Below are 17,086 nucleotides of genomic sequence, written 5' to 3'. Positions count from 1 at the left end.
AACGGCTTACCCCCGGCGGGCGGATAGCGCCGATCATGGAAGCCGTCGTCGCCGCAACGGACCTCCGCCGGAGCTACGGGGAGACGGTCGCCCTCGACGGCGTCTCGCTGTCGGTCGCCCCCGGAGAGGTGTTCGCGCTCATCGGGCCGAACGGTGCGGGAAAGACCACGCTCGTCCGCGCGCTCACCGGCACCACCGAGCCGGAGTCGGGGACGGCACGCGTCTTCGGTGAGCCGCCCGCGTCCGTCGACCGCGACCGCCTCGGCGTGCTGCCACAGGAGTTCTCGCCGCCCGACCGGCTCACCGCACGCGAGCTCATCGCGTACTACGCCGGCCTCTACGGGACGGCGCGAGAGCCCGACGACGTCCTCGCGGACGTCGGACTCGCCGACGCGGGCGACACCCGGTACGAGAACCTCTCGGGCGGCCAGCAGCGCCGGGTCTGCGTCGGCTCCGCGCTGGTCAACGACCCGGACGTGCTCTTTCTCGACGAGCCGACGACCGGCATCGATCCCGCCGGACGGCGGACCGTCTGGGGGCTCCTCGAGGAGCTCGCAGAGAGCGGTACGACGATCGTCCTCACGACCCACGACATGGCCGAGGCCGACCGGCTCGCCGACCGGGTCGCCCTGCTGGCGGCCGGCCGGCTCGTCGCCGACGGGAGCCCCGACGCGCTGGTCGCCGAACACGGCGGCTCGAGCCGTCTCACCGTCGAAACCGACGTTCCGGCGGCGGCTCGCGACGCGCTCGCCGATCTGGACTACACTCTCGAGACGGACGCCGGTACCGTCGTCGTCGCCGGGATCGAACCCGCGGAGATCGGCGCCGTCGTCGACGCGCTCGAGGCCGGGTCGGTGCCGTACACGGAATTGACGTGGACCGAACCCGACCTCGAGGACGTCTACCTCGCGCTCGCCGACGGCGCCGAGCGAGAACGGACGGGCGGGCCGCTCGAGCCGTCGCCGGCGAGCGGCGTCCCCGGAGGTGCCGAATGAGCCGGCTCGGCCGGGTTCGAGCGGAGGTCGGCGCCGACTGGCGCTCGTTCGCCCGCCGCCGGACGGCGGTCTTTTTCACCTTCTTCTTCCCGGTGATCCTGATCGTCATCTTCGGCGCGCTCGTCAGCACCGACCCCGGCGGCGGCGGTCTGTTCGCCGAGCCGCCGGCGTTCTACGTCCCCGGCTACCTCGCCGTCGTCGTCCTCTTCACGCCGCTGTCCCGCCTCGGCAGCGAGGTCGCCCGCCACCGCGAGGGGAACCGCTTCGAGAAGCTCGCGACGACGCCGCTCTCGCGGACCGAGTGGCTGCTCGCCCAGACGGTCGTCAACGCCGCGATCATCGGGCTGGCGAGCCTGCTGATCCTCGCGCTCGTGGTGGCCCTGACGGGCGCGGAGATCGTCTTCTCCCCGCTGCTCGTTCCGTACGTCCTCGTCGGCGTCGTCTGTTTCTGTGGTATCGGCGCGATGCTCGGCAGCTACAGCGACTCCCAGGACGGCGCCGTCGCCGCGAGCAACGCCATCGGACTGCCGCTGCTGTTCCTCTCGGAGACCTTCGTCGCCCTCGAGCAGCTCCCCGACTGGTTTACGCCGCTGGTGAACCTCTCGCCGCTCACGTACTTCGCCCGCGGGGTCCGTGCGGCGACGATGCCCGACGCCCAGGTTCCCGCAGTGGGGGGCGTCGATCCGATGGTTGCGAACCTCGCGGTGCTCACCCTCCTCGCCGCGGTCGCCTTCGCCCTCGGCGCGCGGTCGATCCCGCGAACCGACTGACGCCTCCCGCCCGCCGGTCGTCTCGCTCTCCCACCGTCAGTTCGGCGGATGACTGGAACGAGAACGTTTTTATCCCGGACTTTCGAAACCGGGGCAATGACCAATACCTTCACCCACGACACTCTCTACGAACTCTCCGAGGAGCTCCAGCAGCTGCTCGGGGACGACCTCCGCGGTATTCTCTTCGGCGACTTTCTCGAGGGCGACTACAGCGTGATCTACCTCCACGACGAGGTCACGACGAGCCTCGACCCCGGCCAGATCCAGGAGCTGTCGACGACGCTGATCAACGAACAGATCGACGCCCACGGGACGGAGTCGCTCGAACACATCGTCGGCGAGCTGACGACCACCGTCCGCTGTTTCGAGGCGACCACACAGATCCTGGCGTGGGATCCCCGCGAGGAGACCGGCGTGTTCGTCGGGATGGAACCGGACGCGGGACACATCTCGCCCGTTATCGAGACGCTTCGAGCCTACGAGCTCGCCTGAACCCCGACCGGGTGGGGCCACCCCGATCACCGTCATCGCTTCCCGCCGGCGGTACCCCTTCAGCCGGCGTCCCGGATCAGCTCCGGTACTGCAAGTGGATCTGGAGCAGCCAGCCCGCCCGGGAGTCCCAGTGGAGCGAGCGGCTGGCAGGATCGGTCCGCGACCAGCTTCACGAGTCCGGCCCGCGCCGGTAGCCGGAGCGGCCACAGCGGGACGGGTCGGTGTCGCCGCGTAGCACGGGCCACTCGCGACCGCGGGTTTCTCGAGGCTACAGCACGGGAAGCACCAGCGACTGGAACTCGTACTCGTAGATGTGGTTGAGCATCAGGTAGGTGACGACCCCGAGCACCAGGCTCAGAATCCAGGAGGCGGCGGCGATCCGCCCGATCCGGGCGTGGGCGGTGGTACGGAGCTCCGACGGCGTGTGCGTGAGACCGAGGATCAGCGCGTACAGCACCACGGGAACGGCGACGATCGAGAGTACGATGTGGATCGCGAGCATGGCGATGTAAGCGTACCAGACGCCGGTCGAGACGCCGACGATCACCTTCTCGCCGCCGCCGCCGACCCGGAGGAGGTAGACGACCAGGAACAGCAGAATCAGCGAGAACGCGCCGATCATCGCCCACCGGTGGCGTTCGACCGCGCCGGCGCGGATCCAGTACCAGCCACAGACGAGCAGTACCGTCGTCGCCGCGTTTATCAGCGCGATCGCGTGAGTCAGGTAGTTCACCTGCGCGTTCGTGAGGTCCGGGTAGATCGGAAGATCGAGGAGAAACGTTCCGATGACGAGTGCGTACCCGACGACGGTCAGGAAGACCGTGACGGCGATCGGGTTCTCCCGCAGCTGTCGTCGCGCGCTCGCGGTTGCCATTACCGCAGGCTTAGGAGAGGTCCCGTATCTGTGTTCCCCTTCGGTATCAGCCGGCGGCGAGTCGTCACTCGAGGGAGACGGCGCCGGTGTCGTCGACCGTCACGTCGTACCCGCAGTAGCGAAACGTCACCGTCCCGCCTCTCCTCGCCGCGCCGGTTCGCGTCGGCTCGAACAGCGTGTCGAGCGCGTGTGGATCGATCGCCGCGTGCAACGGTTCGTACTCCGGCGGCGTGAGGTCCTCCGGCCAGACCCCCTCGGCGTCGGCGACCGCTTCGATCACCCGGTGGCTCGGTCCCGCTCGAGAAGAGACGTCGATACGATCTCCCCTGTGTCCCATCGTGTGATCGGTTACTACCACGGGGAAATAGGTCTGTCCTTCTGTAACTCGATCGGGCTGTCACCCCGGTCCAACGTCGATGCGGGGAGTCCGGCGTCAGTGCGGGGACAATGAGTGCAATTAAGAGCGCGGCCCGAGAACGCCGCCACATGGCTGCACCAACGGAAACGACGACCGACCGGGGTGTCGGACTCGCACTGCTGCTCGGAACGCTCACGGTGCTCGGCGCCCTGCTGATGTTCACCGGGGCCCCCGACATCGGGGCCGCATGGGGCTTCGCCGGCGCGGTCACGTTCGGCGTGCTCGCGGTCGTCGGGATTCACCTCGACTGGGACTGACCGCGCGACCCGGCGGGGGACTCTCCGCCTCGCGCGGCGAAACGGCTACGAACAGTTAAGACCACAGACACCCTATATTGGCTACGGACGATGACGGACTACTCCGACGAAGAGCAGCGCATCATCTCGTACCTCCGAGAGAGCGCAACCCGAGGAGAGCAGTACTTCCGGGCGAAAAACATCGCGAAAGCGATCGGGCTCTCCTCGAAGCAGGTCGGCGCGCGCCTCCCTCACCTCGCCGAGAAAACCGACGAGATCGACATCGAGAAGTGGGGTCGCGCGCGGTCGACCACCTGGAAAGTCACGATCAGCTAGCCCCACGGGTGGCCGATTTCACCGTCTTTTTACCACCGCGTCCCGCAGACGGAGGTATGACTGTGCGGGTCGAGCGGTCGTTCGAGTTGTCGGCGCCACCGGAGCGAGTCTGGTCGTTCATCGCGGAGCCCGAAAACCGGGCGCGAGCGATCAGCGTCGTCTCGGACTTTACGATCGACGACCCCGAGGGCCGCCACGCGACGTGGCACGTCGAGTTGCCGATCCCGTTCGTCAGCAAGACCGTTCCGGTCGACACCGAGGACGTGATCCGGCGTCCGCCGGAGTACGTCAAGTTCGTCGGCCGCTCGAAGGCGATGACCGTCACCGGCGAACACGAGGTCGTCGAGACCGAGAGTGGCAGCCGCCTCGAGAACCGCTTCGTCGTCGACGGGCGCGTCCCCGGCGTCGAGAAGTTCTTCAAGCGGAACCTCGACGGCGAACTCGAGAACCTGCGACGGGCGCTCGAGGCCGACATCCGTTCTGACTCCTGAGAGGGATCGGTACCACGCTCCCCACGAGAGCCGGCGCGTTCCGGGCGGCCGAGGAAAACCTACAACCCGTTCGCCCACGCAGTGGGGGTAATGACGACCGACACCACGACGCTCGCGCTCGCCCAGCTGCGAGTCGAACCGGGCGACGTCGAGGGGAACCTCGAGCGCGCCCTCGAGGCGATCTCGCGGGCGGCCGACGCCGGCGCGGACCTCCTCGCGCTGCCGGAGCTGTTCACGGTCGGCTACTTCGAGTTCGACCTGTACGACGAGCACGCCGAGGCGCTCGAGGGCGAGACGCTCACGCGGCTGGCGGACGCGGCGGCCGACCGCGGTATCGCCGTGCTCGCGGGCACCGTCGTCGAGGACCTCGCCGCGACCGAGGCCGTCGAGACGCCCGCCGACGAGGGGTACGCGAACACGGCCGTCCTGTTCGACGCGGACGGGGAGCGCCGACTGGTCTACCGCAAACACCACCTCTTCGGCTACGACTCCGCGGAGACCGAACTGCTGGTCCCGGGAGAGCGCGTCGACGTCGCCGACGTTTGCGGGTTCACCGTCGGCGTCACGACCTGTTACGACCTGCGGTTTCCCGAACTCTATCGCGACCTGGTCGACGCGGGCGCCGACCTCCTCCTCGTGCCGAGCGCGTGGCCGTACCCCCGGATCGAACACTGGGAGACGCTCTCTCGAGCGCGCGCCGTCGAGAACCAGTGTTATGTCGCGACGATAAACGGCGCCGGCAGCTTCGAGAACGCCACCCTGCTCGGCCGATCCACGGTGTACGACCCCTGGGGGACGGTGCTCGCCTCGAGTGGCGACGAGCCGACGCTGGTCTCGGCGGAGGTCGACCCCGAGCGGGTCGCTCGCGTCCGCGAAGAGTTCCCCGCGCTGGCCGACCGTCGGCGACGGTGAGCAACCCGCTGGCTTTTTACGTGCGCCGACGAATGGTTCGATGCCGGTCGAAGGCGCTTTTCACGTCGACGCCGGCACTGCGCGTCGCTCGGCCCGCGCTATACTCGTTCCCGGGAAACGAGTCTCCGCACTCCTCGGCTCCCACCTTTCGCCCTATCGTCTTTCGAGCCGCCGACAGCGCCGCGAGCGGCCTCGACGGATCGTTGTACCGTGTCCGCGGTGATCGCTCGGTCCGGACGACGACAGCGGTACAGAAGTATACCGGACCGTATCACCCTCCGCCACTCTCGAGACGGGATAGGGGCCGACCCGGGACGCCGGTTACGAGATTTCGACGGTCGCCTCGCCGCCCCGGCTCTCCGTGACGTACACCACGCCCGGCGGGTCGCCGTCGATGGTCACGACGATCCGATAGGGAACCTCCTGGTCGACGTCCTCACACTCGTCGCTTCCGTCGTGCGTTCGCGAGAGTCGGACCCGGAGCGTGTCGTCCGTCGGATCGTACGTCGGCTCGGGAAACTCCGCGTCGTAGCAGCTGTTGCCGATCGAGTACCGCCCTTGCACCCGGATCTCCCCGTCGCCTCTGTCGTAACTGACCGTCGGATCGTCTTCGACCGACCGGTCGACGTCGGCGTCGGATTCGACCGCGACGTCGACGATTTCGGTGGACCGCTCCTCGGACTGTGAGAGGAGTGCGGACTCCTCGACGCAGCCGGCCAGCCCCACCGCGGCCCCGCCGGCACCTGCCATCAGGGCGCGCCTCGTCAGCTCCATACTCGAGCGTTCGGGAGGTAGTGTAAATCTTTTCTGTTATCAACAGTCAGTTCGACGTCGCTCCTGTCGATTGGCTGAGATTCGGTCCGGTGCTAACGCGACGCTCGCGTTCGGGCTGCTTTCGCGTCTCGTCGACGACGAGCGGTGATCGACGCGTCGTGGCTTCGGCGACGGCAGCGAGCGTTCGGTCGACTCGGGAAGCACCGCCGCTCGGGCGGACGAAAACGGTGAAAACCGGTTCGACTCGATCAGTCGTCGCTCGTCTTGATGTCCGCGGAGAGCCCCTGTGCCATCTCGATCTCCTCGGAGTTGTTGAGCGTCCAGGCGGTGCGCTCGGTGACGGCCTCGATGGCCTCGCGGGCGCTCGGGTAGCCGTTACCGGACTTCTTCACGCCGCCGAAGGGCAACTGGACCTCCGCGCCGATACACGGCAGGTTGCCGTAGGCCAGGCCGATCTCGGCGTTGTCCCGGAAGTAGTTGATCTGGCGGTAGTCCTCGGAGATGACCGCCCCCGCCAGCCCGTAGGGGGTATCGTTGTGGATCTCGACGGCCTCCTCGATGTCGCCGGAGTACTCGAGCAGGGCGACGTGGGGACCGAAACACTCCTCTTTCAGACAGCGCAGGTCGGTGTCGTACTCGATCTCGTAGACGAACGGGCCGACCCAGTTGCCGTCCTCGTGGCCCTCCGGAATTTCGTCGTCTGAGAGTTCGAAGCGGTCGACGAGTACGTCTGCACCCTCCTTCTCGGCGAGTTCGTTGTGCTTTTTGATCTTCTCGACGTGCTCGGGCTCGATGGCGGGACCCATGAACGTGTCCGACTCGAGGGGGTCACCCACCGAAACGTTCTCCGCGGTCTCGACGTAGCGCTCTTTGAACTCGTCGTAGACGTCCTCGTGGACGATCAGGCGCTCGCTCGAGACGCAGCGCTGGCCGGTCGTCTTGAAACTCGACATGATCGCCGAGTGGACGGCCGTATCCAGGTCTGCCTCCTCGGTGACGATAATGCCGTTCTTGCCGCCCATCTCACACGCGGCGAGCTTGCCGGGTTCGCCGCCGACCTTGCCGGCGATCTCGTGGCCGACCTCCGCCGACCCCGTGAAGAGAACGGTGTCGACGCGGGAGTCGTCGACGATCGACGCGCCGGCGTCGCCGAAGCCCTGGACCATGTTGAAGACGCCGTCGGGGACGCCGGCGTCCTCGAGCATCTCGGCGATGATCTGGCCGCACCACGGCGTCTGCTCGGCGGGCTTCCAGACGACGGTGTTGCCCTCGACCAGCGCGATCGCCATGTGCCAAAACGGGATGGCGACCGGGAAGTTCCACGGGGTGATACAGCCGATGACGCCGCGGGGCTTGCGGCGCATGTAAGCGTCCTTGCTGCCGACTTCGCTCGGCACGACGTCGCCGTGGGGGTGGCGGGCGTTGCCCGCGGCCCACTCGACCATGTGGTAGGCCTCGACGACGTCGGCCCGGCCCTCGCTGATCTCCTTGCCACACTCCTTGGTGACGATTTCGGCGAGTTCGTCGGTTCGCTCGCGCATCTCGTGGTAGATGTCCCAGAGGTACTCCGCGCGGTCGATGTACGAGAGGTTTCGCCACTCGTCGAACGACGATTCGGCCGCCTCGAGGGCGGCGTCGACGTCGCTTTCGGTACCCCGGTTGAACGTCGCGAGCGAGTCGCCGGTCGCCGGGTTCTGGCTGTCGAACGTCTCGCTCCCGTCGCCGTCGGTCCACTCGCCGCCGATGTAGTGGCCGTAGACCTGCTCGGATGCTTGCTGGCTCATACTCGGCAATATTTTGCCGAGCGTGGTGAAAAAGCCTGCTACTCGAGTGGCTTCCCTCCGCCTGCGAGAGTCATCGACCGAGGTCGGCGATCTTCTCGACCTCGCTGCGAAGCGCCGTCGAGTCGAACTCGTGGTCCGGGCGGAGTCGGACGAAGTCGAGGAACTCCCGCGCCGAGAGCAGACCCGCGGCGTCGTAGACGCCGGCGGCGATGCGAACCGTCTCGCGGGCACCGAGGCGCGGCTCGAGGACGGCCATCGCACACGCGAGATCGTACGCCGTCGTCTCGGGCACCCGGTCCGCGTGGACGCTCGTCGCGTCGATGAAGTAGATCTCGCCGTCGCAGACGAGGATGTTCTCGGCGCGCAGGTCGCCGTGGGCGAGCCTGTGGGCGTGCAGCGTCGCCAACATCTCGAACAGTTCGGGCGCCCGGGCGGCGACTTCCCGGTCGGAGAGGTCCTCGAACGTCCGGAAGTCGGGCAGGTACTCGAGAACGAGCACGCCGAGGCCGTTGACCTCGAACGCCTCGAGCGGCCGGGGTGCGTTGAGGCCGATCTCGCGCATCTTTCGGGTCGCTTCGTACTCGTGTTCGACCATCTGGAGGGGCGTATCGAAGCGGTCGAAAAAGCCCTCGGTTCCCGAGGAGAAGGCGCCGACGTTCCGTCCCGTCGTCAGCAGGGCGTGGACGAGGGCGTTCTGGCGCGTGACGATCTTGACGAACCACTCGTCGTCGATCACGCAGGGCGTCGACAGCCAGTTGTCCGCCTCGAGGAACTCCACGCGAACGACCTCGCGGTCGTACCGTTCCGCCAGCGTCCGCACCACGCGCTCGATGCGGCTCCACTCGACGGTCCCGCGTGCGAGCTGGCGGATGTCCATACGTCGGACAACGATCACTCGGCATTAAAGGATTCCCGAACCGGAATCGACAAGGGCTGTCTCGAACGGAATAACAGTATCATTTTCTCTGTGGGGAACATATCCTCGAGCGATAATGTACGCCGTCGACGATCTGAGTGACGCGATCGACGTAACGAGGGAGTTTCTGACGCCGATACGGGCGGGAACGTGGCTCAAGCTGGCGCTGATCGTGCTGTTCATCAGCGGAGCCGGATTCAATCCCGGTTTCTCGGGCGGCGACCCCGGTGCGGTTTCGGACGATCCGACTGCGGACACGCCAGTCGAGACCCCTGAACTCACCGACGACCTGCTCGTCTTGCTGGTGGTCATCGCCGTCCTCGCGTTCCTCGTCTGGCTGGCCTGGAACGTTCTCGCGGCGCTGATGGAGTTCGTCTTCATCGAGTCACTCCGCGCCGAGGAAGTCCGGATCAGACGCTACGGCGGCCGAAACCTCTGGCGGGCGCTTCACCTGTTTCTCTTCCGAATCGCCCTCGGAATCGCGGCGCTCGCGGCGATCGCGGTTCCGGCCGGCCTCGCGTTCCTGCTCGCCGGCGGCCTCGAGGAACTCACCATCGCGGTGGTGCTGTCGGTCGCTTTCATCGCCCTCGTCGTCGGGTTCCTGTACGTCGTCGCGAGCCGGTTTACGACCGTGTTCGTGACGGCCGTGATGCTCACAGAAGAGCGCGGAATCGTCAGCGCCTGGCGCCGGTTCTGGCCGACGATGACCGCCAACTGGAAGGAGTACCTCGTCTACCTCGTGTTGATCTGGATCGTCCAGTTCGCGGTCGGCATCGGGGTGTTCTTCCTGCTGGCGATCGTCGGAATCGTTCTCGCCTTGCTGTTCGGTGTTCCGGCCCTCGCGCTGATCCTGCTGGCCGGCGACGTCGGGGTGATCATCGGCGCGCTGGTCGCGGTCCTCGGCGTGCTGACGTTCATCCTCCTGGCGCTCCTGATCGACGTGCCCGTCGAATCCTACTACCGGTACTACGCGCTGTTGGTCCTCGGCGATACGGACGCCGACCTCGACCTGATCGCCGACCAGCGCGCCCGGGTCCGCGGCGACGGCGGCACCGACGACTCCGACGCCGGGGGGTACTGGGACCGCGACGACCGATCGGGTGCGGAGTCGTCCGAAGCGGACCCGTGGGACGACGTCGACGGTTGGGAGCGCTCGAGCGACTGGGACGACCCGGACGGCCGCGACGACGAGAGCAGTTGGGACGACCGCGACGGTGGAAGTCGCTGGGACGACGACCGCGACGATACCCGGTAGGCGCCAGTAACGCGGGCTCCGACGTCTGTCCACAGCCCTTCGGTGCGTTTATTTCTCGGGTCGGCAAGTATTGCGCATGGACTTCGACCTGCCCGACGAGCACCGGATGATCCGGGACACCGTCAGGGAGTTCTGTGAGGAGGAGATCGAGCCGATCGCCCAGGAGATCGAGGACGAACACCGCTTCCCCGCGGAGGTGTTCGACCAGCTCGCCGCCCTCGATATGATGGGCGTCCCCATCTCCGAGGAGTACGGGGGGCTCGGCGGCGACACCCTCATGTACGCCGTCGTCGCCGAGGAGCTCGGACGGGTGTCGGGGTCGATCGCGCTTTCCTACGTCGCCCACACGTCGCTCGCGTCGAAGCCGCTCGAGCTGTTCGGCACCGAGGCCCAGAAGGAGCAGTGGCTCCGCCCGCTCGCGGAGGGAGAGTACCTCGGCGGCTGGGCGCTCACCGAACCCGGCAGCGGCTCGGACGCCTCCGACATGGACACCACGGCCGAGACGGACGGCGACGAGTACGTGCTGAACGGGACGAAGCAGTTCATCACGAACGCCTCCGAGGCCGGCTCCGTGCTCGTCAAGGCCGTCACCGATCCGGGCGCCGGCTACGACGGCATCTCGACGTTCATCGTCGACCCGCGCGAGGACGACGGCTTCGAGGTCACCACGATCTGGGAGAAGATGGGGCTGAACGCCTCGCCGACCTGTGAAATCTCGCTCGACGACGTTCGGGTTCCCGAGGACCGACTGCTCGGCGAGGAGGGCGAGGGCTGGGAGCAGACGAAGAAAACGCTCGACGGCGGTCGGATCTCGATCGCGGCCATCTCGACGGGACTCGCCCAGGGCGCCTACGAGCACGCGAAGGTCTACAGCAAGGAGCGCGAGCAGTTCGGCCAGCCGATCTCGAAGTTCGACGCGATCCGCGACAAGATCGTCACCATGCACCGAAAGACCGAGCGGGCCCGCCTGCTCACGCACAAAGCCGCGGTCAGGTACGACGAGGGCGAACCGGTCGGTCGGGAGTCCGCGCTGGCGAAACTCGACGCCAGCGAGGCCGCCCGCGAGGTCGCCGAGGACGCCGTGCAGGTTCTCGGCGGCTACGGCTACACCACCGACTTCGCCCCCCAGCGGTTCTACCGCGACGCCAAACTGATGGAGATCGGCGAGGGAACGAGCGAGATCCAGCACCTCGTCATCGGCCGCGAACTCGGGCTGTAATGAACGTTCCACTCATCGTCGGCGTCGCACTGATCGTCGTCGGCCTCGTGGGCGTTCGCTACGCGCCGCGGGTCGTCGCCGCCCAGCACAGCCAGCGGATGGCGCCGTACGAGGACGCCGCGGAGATCGACGACGACGACCGGGTGCAGGTGACGCGGGGCGTCGGCGTCCTGTGTACCATCGTCGGGTTCGCCCTCGTCGTGTACGGGATCAGCTGAGAGCGGCTACTTTCGCCGCCACTGGAGCAGCGACACCGTCAGCGACAGCGACGACTCGGGGCGACGGGTCGCGTGGCGGCGGTACGACCGCGTCAGCTGCAACACGGTGACGTAGCCGATCGCCGCGAGCGCGAGCGCAACGAGGAGGTTGCCGACCAGCAGGAGCTGGACCACCGTCAGCGCGGAGTCGACGAGCGGACGGCCGACGAGAAACAGCGGCTCGGAGCCGACGAGAGCGGCGCCGAGCTGGTAGCTCACGACGTACACCGCCGGTTTGACGATCGGGTTGAGGACGACGACCGACGCGAACATCGCGGTCTTGCTCACCCAGGACCACCAGTACGCGAGCAGGAAGAACAGGCCGATGCCGAGCCCGCCGGTCGGCATCGCCGTCACGAAGATCCCGATCGCAAAGCTCGCGGCCACCTCGTGGGGCGTGTGTCGCTCCTCGAAGGCGGCCGTCAACTCGCGACGGACTCGAGCACGATAGAGAGAGAGACGGTCACGGAACATCACAAGTCGTCGATAGCCGAATGTCCACCGAACGGCAAAAACCTATCGACAGCTGTGAACACCTGTCACGACGCCGACGGGCCGTCGCTGCGACGGGGCGTGCGGCGCTCAGGGGAACGTTCCCGCGTCCTCGAAGGCGTCGACGACCCGCTGGATCGCGACGACGTACGCCGCCGTTCGGAAGCTCTCGAGGTCGTACTCCTCGTAGGTGTCGGTCAGCGCGTCGAAGGCGTCGACGATGATCTCCTCGAGTTCCTCGTTGACGCGCTCTTCGGTCCAGTAGAAGCGCTGGCGGTTCTGGACCCACTCGAAGTAGCTCACGGTGACGCCGCCGGCGTTGGCGAGGATGTCGGGGAAGACGTGGACGCCGCGGTCGGTGAGCACCGCGTCCGCACCGGGCGTGAGCGGCCCGTTGGCGGCCTCGACGATCACGTCGGCGTCGACGTCTTCGGCCAGCTCGCGGTCGATCGCGTTCTCGAGGGCCGCCGGCACCAGCAGGTCGACGTCGAGGGTGAGCAGGTCGTCGTTCGAGAACTCCTCTGCGGCCCCGTCGTACCCCGACACCGTGCCGGTTTCGTTCTTGAACGAGCGAACCGAACGGGCGTCGAGGCCGTCCTCGTTGTAGATCGCCCCCGATGAGTCGGAGACGGCGACGATGGTCGCGCCGATCCCCTCGAGCAGATCCGCGGCGATCCAGCCGGCGTTGCCGTACCCCTGGACGGCGACGGAGGCGCCCTTCATCTCGATGTCGAGGTAGTCGAACGCCTCGCGGGCGACCAGCATCGTCGACCGACCCGTCGCCTCGACGCGCCCGGCGCTCCCCCCGGAGTCGGGTGCCTTCCCGGTGACGACTCCCGGCGCGGTGGTGTTCTCGAGGGTCTCGTAGGTGTCTTTGATCCAGTTCATCTCGCGCTGGCCGGTGTTGACGTCCGGGGCGGGAACGTCCCGGTCGACGCCGATCAGCGGCCGCAACTCGGTCGCGAACGCCCGCGTCACCCGCTCGAGTTCGGCCTCGGAGTACTCTCTGGGATCGATGATGATTCCCCCCTTGCCGCCCCCGTACGGAATGTCGACGACCGCACACTTGTACACCATCCAGCCCGAGAGCGCCTTCACCTCATCGCGGGAGACGTTCGGGTGATAGCGGATCCCCCCCTTGTAGGGACCGCGGTCGCCGTTGAACTGCGATCGAAAGGCCGTGAATCGCCGGAGAGAGCCGTCGTCGAGTTCGACGGAGAGATTGGTCTCGAGTACGCGCTCGGGGTGCTTGAGCCGTTCGAGGACGTCGTCGTCGACCTCGAGATGGGCGGCAGCGTCGTCGATCTGCGACTGCAGACTTTCGAACGGATTTGCATCCTCGGACATTACGCCCCTTTTGCTCGGTAGGGAGGATAAGCATGGCGAATAGTATCATGGTTACCGATACCGCGCGAGTACGGCGCTCTGTCGGTCAGTCGCGGTCGTCGTCGGCCGTCCGCTCGAGGATGCGCTCGGCCTGGGCGATCAGGGGCGCGTCGATCATCTCACCGTCGATCTCGAAAACGCCGCGGTCGTCGGCGTCGGCCTCGCGCTTGCCCTCGAGCACGGCCTCGGCCCACTCCACCTCCGCGGGGTCGGGGGTGAACGCGTCGTTGATCGGCGCCACCTGGGCCGGGTGGATCGCCATCTTGCCGTCGTAGCCGAGCTGGACCGCGAACGCGGCCTCCTCGCCGAGACCCGCCTCGTCGCCGAAGTCGGTGTAGACGGTGTCGATCGCGTCACAGCCGCTCGCAGCGGCGGCGATCACGACCCGCTGGCGAGCGTAGAGCACTTCAGTCCCCTCGTCGGTCCGGGCCGCGCCGATGTCGGCCGCGAGGTCCTCGGCGCCGAACACCAGCGCGTCGGTCGCGGCGACCTCGGCGATCTCCGAAGCCGCGAGCACGCCGCGGGCGCTCTCGATCAGCGCCAACACCGGTGCCGACGCGTCGTACTCCCCGAGTTTCCCGACCAGCGACTCGACGTCGCGGCCGGACTCCGCTTTCGGGAGCATGAGGGCGTCGAGGCGAAGCGACTCCCCGGAGCCGAGGAGGATCTCGAGGTCGTCGGCCGTTCCCCGGCCGATCGGGTTCACCCGGACGCAGACCTCGCAGTCGGGATCGAACGCGGGGTCCGACAGCACCTCGCGGACGGTCTCTCGCGCCTCGTCCTTGCGGGACGGGGAGACGGCGTCCTCGAGGTCGAAAATGACGACGTCCGCGCCCGTCTCCGGCGCCTTTCGGAGCATCGATCCCCGGTCGCCCGGCGTGAACAGCAGACTTCTGCGAGCCATACCTGCGGACTCGTGGGGCAGGCGTTTGAACGCTTGGGAACCGGCTGCGTTACGGCCAGAGGCCGCGCGCTTCGTGGGCCTCCGCGATCCGCCTGAGCGCGACGACGTACGCCGCGTCCCGCCAGCTGATGTCGCGGGCCTCCTGTTCGGTGCAGATCGCCTCCCAGGCGCCGAGCATCTCCGTCTCGAGTTCGTCGTTGACCCGCTCGAGCGACCACGCGCGGCGGTTGATGTCCTGAAGCCACTCGAAGTAGCTCACGGTGACGCCCCCGGCGTTGGCGAGGAAGTCGGGGATCACGGGGATCCCGCGCTCCTCGAAGATCTGGTCGGCCGTCGACGTCGTCGGGCCGTTCGCCCCCTCGATGATCATGTCCGCCTGCACGTCGTGGGCGTTCTCGGCCGTGAGGACGTTTCCGATCGCGGCCGGAATGAGGATGTCGACGTCGAGTTCGAGGAGGTCGTCGTTCGAGAGCGTCTCCGGGGCGTCGTACCCCGACACCATGCCGGGGGTCTCGTCGTGGTCCTCGACGTCGTTCGTGTCGAGCCCGTGGGGGTCGTAGATCGCGCCGTCGACGTCACTGACGGCGACGACGGTCGCCCCGAGATCGTCGAGGTAGCGGGCGGCGTTGGCGCCGACGCTGCCGAAGCCCTGCACCGCGACGGTCGTCTCCTCGACCGCCCAGCCGTAGTAGTCGATTGCCTCGCGGGCGATGATCCCGACGCTGCGGCCGGGGGCCTCCTCGCGGCCGTAGGAGCCGCCGATGACCGGCGGCTTGCCGGTGACGATGCCGGGCTGGGTTTCGCCTTCCTGCATCGAGTAGGCGTCCATGAACCACGCCATCGTCTGCGGATCGGTCCCCATGTCCGGGGCGGGGATGTCCGTCATCGGCCCGATCACCGGACGGAGCTCCTGTGCGAACCGGCGGGTCAGTCGCTCTTTCTCACCCTTGCTCAGCTCCTTCGGGTCGACGACGACGCCGCCTTTCCCCCCGCCAAAGGGGATGCCCATGACGGCGCACTTCCAGGTCATCCACATCGAGAGCCCCACGCACTCCTCCTCGGAGACGTCGGGGTGATACCGGATTCCGCCCTTGTAGGGGCCGCGCACGTTGTCGTGGTGGGCCCGGTAGCCGGTGAACACCTCTGTCGTTCCGTCGTCGCGCTCGAGCGGGATCGTGACCTTGTAGACGGAGGTCGCCTGGCGGAGCCGCTCGATCACGCCGTCGCTGACGTCGAGGTGGGTCGCCGCGTGCTCGAGCTGCCTGCGGGCGGTTTCGACGGCGGTCTCTGCTTCCGGTTCGTCCTCGGTTGTGGATTCAGCGCTAGCCATAGTCGGGGTCTGAGGTGGAGCTGCGTTCCGCGGTCCCGGGCGTCCTCGCGCGGCCCGGCCGGCGTGGCCGACGGCGTGCGCGCGGGTTCCAGGCGCGTCAGCGCATTCGGTGGGCGTTGCCCACCCGTACTCTTAACGCTTGCTACTGGCCCGCGGTTCGTGCAAAACTTGCACCCGACGCAACCGCGAGACGGGCGAACCGGTCGGGTTTTTGCGGGCGGCCCTCGACTGCGAAACCATGACGGGTCTGTACTACGAGGAGTTCGAGATCGGGCGGACGATCGAACACGAGCGCCGCCGCACGGTCTCAGAGAGCGACAACCAGCGCTTCTGCGATATGACGATGAACCAGCAGCCGCTGCACCTCGACGCGGAGTTCGCCGGGGACACCCAGTTCGGCGAGCGACTCGTCAACGGCATCTACACGATGGCGCTCGCGGTCGGCATCTCGATTCCGGAGACGACCGACGGCACCATCGTCGCCAATCTCTCCTATGACGAGGTCGAACACCCGAAGCCGGTGTTTCACGGCGATACGATCCGCGTCCAGTCGACGGTGACCGACAAGCGCGAGACCAGCGACGGCGAGCGCGGAATCGTCACGATGGCCGTCGAGGTCTTCAACCAGGACGACGAGCTGGTCTGTTCGTTCGAGCGAACCGTCCTCTCGCTGAAACGCGAACACGCCGAGAACGCCTGAGACGCCCTACCGTGTCGGTCTCAAACGATATCGGGCGTCAGCGGATACGTCCAGGCCTCGCCGTCGTTGGCTTTGACCGCCGCGATGATACAGAAGACGATGTCGAGCAGCGGGACGAGCATCAGGAAGACGATGCCAATCAGGAGGAACAACAGCACGAACGAGACGAGCATGTAGATCGTAAACATGATCTGCCAGTTCAGCGCGTTCCGGGCGTTCTGCTCGACGAACTCGTCGTCCGTCGCGACGAGAACGACCAGCGGGCCGATCACCCACGTGAGCAGGGCCAGAACGTGAGTGACCGCCGCGAACGTCCGGTCGCCGTCGGGCGTCGCCCGTCCGCCGGTCTCGCTTTGCTGACTCGAGGCGTCGTCCCATCGACCCGGGTCGTCGTCCCACCGATCCGCGGGGTCGTCGCGTTCCCCCCATCGGTCGGAGCCCTCGTCGGTGAACGCCGTTACTTTCGCTCCGCAGGAGCCGCAGTACCTGTCGCCGGGATCCAGTTCGGCGCCGCAGTCCGAACAGTACGTTTCGTCCATACTGCC

The 17,086-nt window shown here is 67.3% G+C and carries 21 protein-coding genes; 11 read left to right on the top strand and 10 right to left on the bottom strand.

Annotated elements, in window-relative coordinates:
* The first annotated feature begins 35 nt into the window (after positions 1 to 35).
* The 3 genes from NMQ11_RS03025 (at position 36) to NMQ11_RS03015 (ending at position 2,257) form a co-directional block, all read left to right on the top strand.
* Positions 36 to 995, top strand: coding sequence for an ABC transporter ATP-binding protein (locus NMQ11_RS03025; RefSeq protein ID WP_255169915.1), 960 nt, complete (start codon positions 36 to 38; stop codon positions 993 to 995).
* On the top strand, positions 992 to 1,765 hold the full coding sequence (locus tag NMQ11_RS03020) for an ABC transporter permease (RefSeq protein ID WP_255169914.1): 774 nt from the start codon (positions 992 to 994) through the stop codon (positions 1,763 to 1,765). Before NMQ11_RS03025 ends, NMQ11_RS03020 begins: the two co-directional genes overlap by 4 nt.
* A gap of 96 nt (positions 1,766 to 1,861) precedes the next feature.
* Complete coding sequence (locus tag NMQ11_RS03015; RefSeq protein ID WP_255169913.1) at positions 1,862 to 2,257, top strand: DUF7522 family protein; 396 nt, start codon at positions 1,862 to 1,864, stop codon at positions 2,255 to 2,257.
* A gap of 268 nt (positions 2,258 to 2,525) precedes the next feature.
* Here NMQ11_RS03015 and NMQ11_RS03010 read toward each other — a convergent pair whose 3' ends face one another.
* The gene (locus tag NMQ11_RS03010) at positions 2,526 to 3,131 is read right to left on the bottom strand and encodes a DUF420 domain-containing protein (RefSeq protein ID WP_255169912.1); all 606 of its coding nucleotides are present in this window, start codon (positions 3,129 to 3,131) and stop codon (positions 2,526 to 2,528) included.
* A gap of 64 nt (positions 3,132 to 3,195) precedes the next feature.
* Complete coding sequence (gene ddfA / locus NMQ11_RS03005) at positions 3,196 to 3,468, bottom strand: DdfA family disk-determining factor (protein ID WP_255169911.1); 273 nt, start codon at positions 3,466 to 3,468, stop codon at positions 3,196 to 3,198.
* A gap of 149 nt (positions 3,469 to 3,617) precedes the next feature.
* On the opposite strand from ddfA, the gene NMQ11_RS03000 reads away from it, so the two are divergent.
* The 4 genes from NMQ11_RS03000 to NMQ11_RS02985 all read left to right on the top strand — a co-directional run bounded on the left by NMQ11_RS03000 (position 3,618) and on the right by NMQ11_RS02985 (position 5,524).
* Positions 3,618 to 3,806, top strand: a complete 189-nt coding sequence (locus NMQ11_RS03000; RefSeq protein ID WP_255169910.1) for a DUF7525 family protein — start codon at positions 3,618 to 3,620, stop codon at positions 3,804 to 3,806.
* 90 nt (positions 3,807 to 3,896) lie between these two features.
* On the top strand, positions 3,897 to 4,121 hold the full coding sequence (locus NMQ11_RS02995; protein WP_255169909.1) for a DUF7123 family protein: 225 nt from the start codon (positions 3,897 to 3,899) through the stop codon (positions 4,119 to 4,121).
* A gap of 56 nt (positions 4,122 to 4,177) precedes the next feature.
* Complete coding sequence (locus tag NMQ11_RS02990) at positions 4,178 to 4,612, top strand: SRPBCC family protein (protein ID WP_255169908.1); 435 nt, start codon at positions 4,178 to 4,180, stop codon at positions 4,610 to 4,612.
* Positions 4,613 to 4,702: 90 nt separating this feature from the next.
* The gene (locus tag NMQ11_RS02985) at positions 4,703 to 5,524 is read left to right on the top strand and encodes a carbon-nitrogen family hydrolase (RefSeq protein WP_255169907.1); all 822 of its coding nucleotides are present in this window, start codon (positions 4,703 to 4,705) and stop codon (positions 5,522 to 5,524) included.
* A 321-nt stretch (positions 5,525 to 5,845) separates the two neighbouring features.
* Here NMQ11_RS02985 and NMQ11_RS02980 read toward each other — a convergent pair whose 3' ends face one another.
* The 3 genes from NMQ11_RS02980 to NMQ11_RS02970 form a co-directional block, all read right to left on the bottom strand.
* Positions 5,846 to 6,298, bottom strand: a complete 453-nt coding sequence (locus tag NMQ11_RS02980) for a hypothetical protein (RefSeq protein WP_255169906.1) — start codon at positions 6,296 to 6,298, stop codon at positions 5,846 to 5,848.
* A gap of 248 nt (positions 6,299 to 6,546) precedes the next feature.
* Positions 6,547 to 8,082 (bottom strand): aldehyde dehydrogenase family protein, encoded by a 1,536-nt coding sequence (locus NMQ11_RS02975; protein ID WP_255169905.1) that lies wholly within the window; start codon positions 8,080 to 8,082, stop codon positions 6,547 to 6,549.
* Between the two features lie 70 nt (positions 8,083 to 8,152).
* The gene (locus tag NMQ11_RS02970; protein ID WP_255169904.1) at positions 8,153 to 8,959 is read right to left on the bottom strand and encodes an RIO1 family regulatory kinase/ATPase domain-containing protein; all 807 of its coding nucleotides are present in this window, start codon (positions 8,957 to 8,959) and stop codon (positions 8,153 to 8,155) included.
* Positions 8,960 to 9,074: 115 nt separating this feature from the next.
* Here NMQ11_RS02970 and NMQ11_RS02965 point away from each other — a divergent pair, with 115 nt between their 5' ends.
* From NMQ11_RS02965 to NMQ11_RS02955, 3 genes are all read left to right on the top strand, one after another.
* Positions 9,075 to 10,253, top strand: a complete 1,179-nt coding sequence (locus NMQ11_RS02965; protein WP_255169903.1) for a DUF7544 domain-containing protein — start codon at positions 9,075 to 9,077, stop codon at positions 10,251 to 10,253.
* 76 nt (positions 10,254 to 10,329) lie between these two features.
* Positions 10,330 to 11,472: an acyl-CoA dehydrogenase family protein gene (locus NMQ11_RS02960; RefSeq protein ID WP_255169902.1), complete on the top strand. Its 1,143-nt coding sequence runs from the start codon at positions 10,330 to 10,332 to the stop codon at positions 11,470 to 11,472.
* On the top strand, positions 11,472 to 11,690 hold the full coding sequence (locus tag NMQ11_RS02955) for a DUF6199 family natural product biosynthesis protein (RefSeq protein WP_255169901.1): 219 nt from the start codon (positions 11,472 to 11,474) through the stop codon (positions 11,688 to 11,690). The genes NMQ11_RS02960 and NMQ11_RS02955 overlap by 1 nt, the downstream gene beginning before the upstream one ends.
* A 6-nt stretch (positions 11,691 to 11,696) precedes the next feature.
* Here NMQ11_RS02955 and NMQ11_RS02950 read toward each other — a convergent pair whose 3' ends face one another.
* From NMQ11_RS02950 to gdhB, 4 genes are all read right to left on the bottom strand, one after another.
* Positions 11,697 to 12,203 carry a DUF2062 domain-containing protein gene (locus tag NMQ11_RS02950; RefSeq protein WP_255169900.1) on the bottom strand — a complete coding sequence of 169 codons (507 nt, stop codon included), beginning with the start codon at positions 12,201 to 12,203 and terminating at the stop codon, positions 11,697 to 11,699.
* A gap of 108 nt (positions 12,204 to 12,311) precedes the next feature.
* Positions 12,312 to 13,568 (bottom strand): Glu/Leu/Phe/Val family dehydrogenase, encoded by a 1,257-nt coding sequence (locus tag NMQ11_RS02945; RefSeq protein ID WP_255169899.1) that lies wholly within the window; start codon positions 13,566 to 13,568, stop codon positions 12,312 to 12,314.
* 85 nt (positions 13,569 to 13,653) lie between these two features.
* Positions 13,654 to 14,511: an HpcH/HpaI aldolase/citrate lyase family protein gene (locus NMQ11_RS02940; protein ID WP_255169898.1), complete on the bottom strand. Its 858-nt coding sequence runs from the start codon at positions 14,509 to 14,511 to the stop codon at positions 13,654 to 13,656.
* Between the two features lie 49 nt (positions 14,512 to 14,560).
* Positions 14,561 to 15,841, bottom strand: a complete 1,281-nt coding sequence (gene gdhB / locus NMQ11_RS02935) for a glutamate dehydrogenase GdhB (protein WP_255169897.1) — start codon at positions 15,839 to 15,841, stop codon at positions 14,561 to 14,563.
* A gap of 238 nt (positions 15,842 to 16,079) precedes the next feature.
* Between gdhB and NMQ11_RS02930 the strand changes: the two genes are divergently transcribed.
* Positions 16,080 to 16,541, top strand: a complete 462-nt coding sequence (locus NMQ11_RS02930; RefSeq protein ID WP_255169896.1) for a MaoC family dehydratase — start codon at positions 16,080 to 16,082, stop codon at positions 16,539 to 16,541.
* 20 nt (positions 16,542 to 16,561) lie between these two features.
* Here the strand turns inward: NMQ11_RS02930 and NMQ11_RS02925 are convergent, their stop codons facing one another.
* Entirely contained in the window at positions 16,562 to 17,080 is a 519-nt protein-coding gene (locus NMQ11_RS02925) for a magnetosome magnetite crystal formation protein family (protein ID WP_255169895.1), read from the bottom strand.
* Positions 17,081 to 17,086 lie beyond the last annotated feature (6 nt).

It is taken from the genome of Natrononativus amylolyticus (assembly GCF_024362525.1).
Lineage (GTDB): Archaea > Halobacteriota > Halobacteria > Halobacteriales > Natrialbaceae > Natrononativus > Natrononativus amylolyticus.
This window is presented reverse-complemented; position numbering and strand designations above follow the sequence as displayed.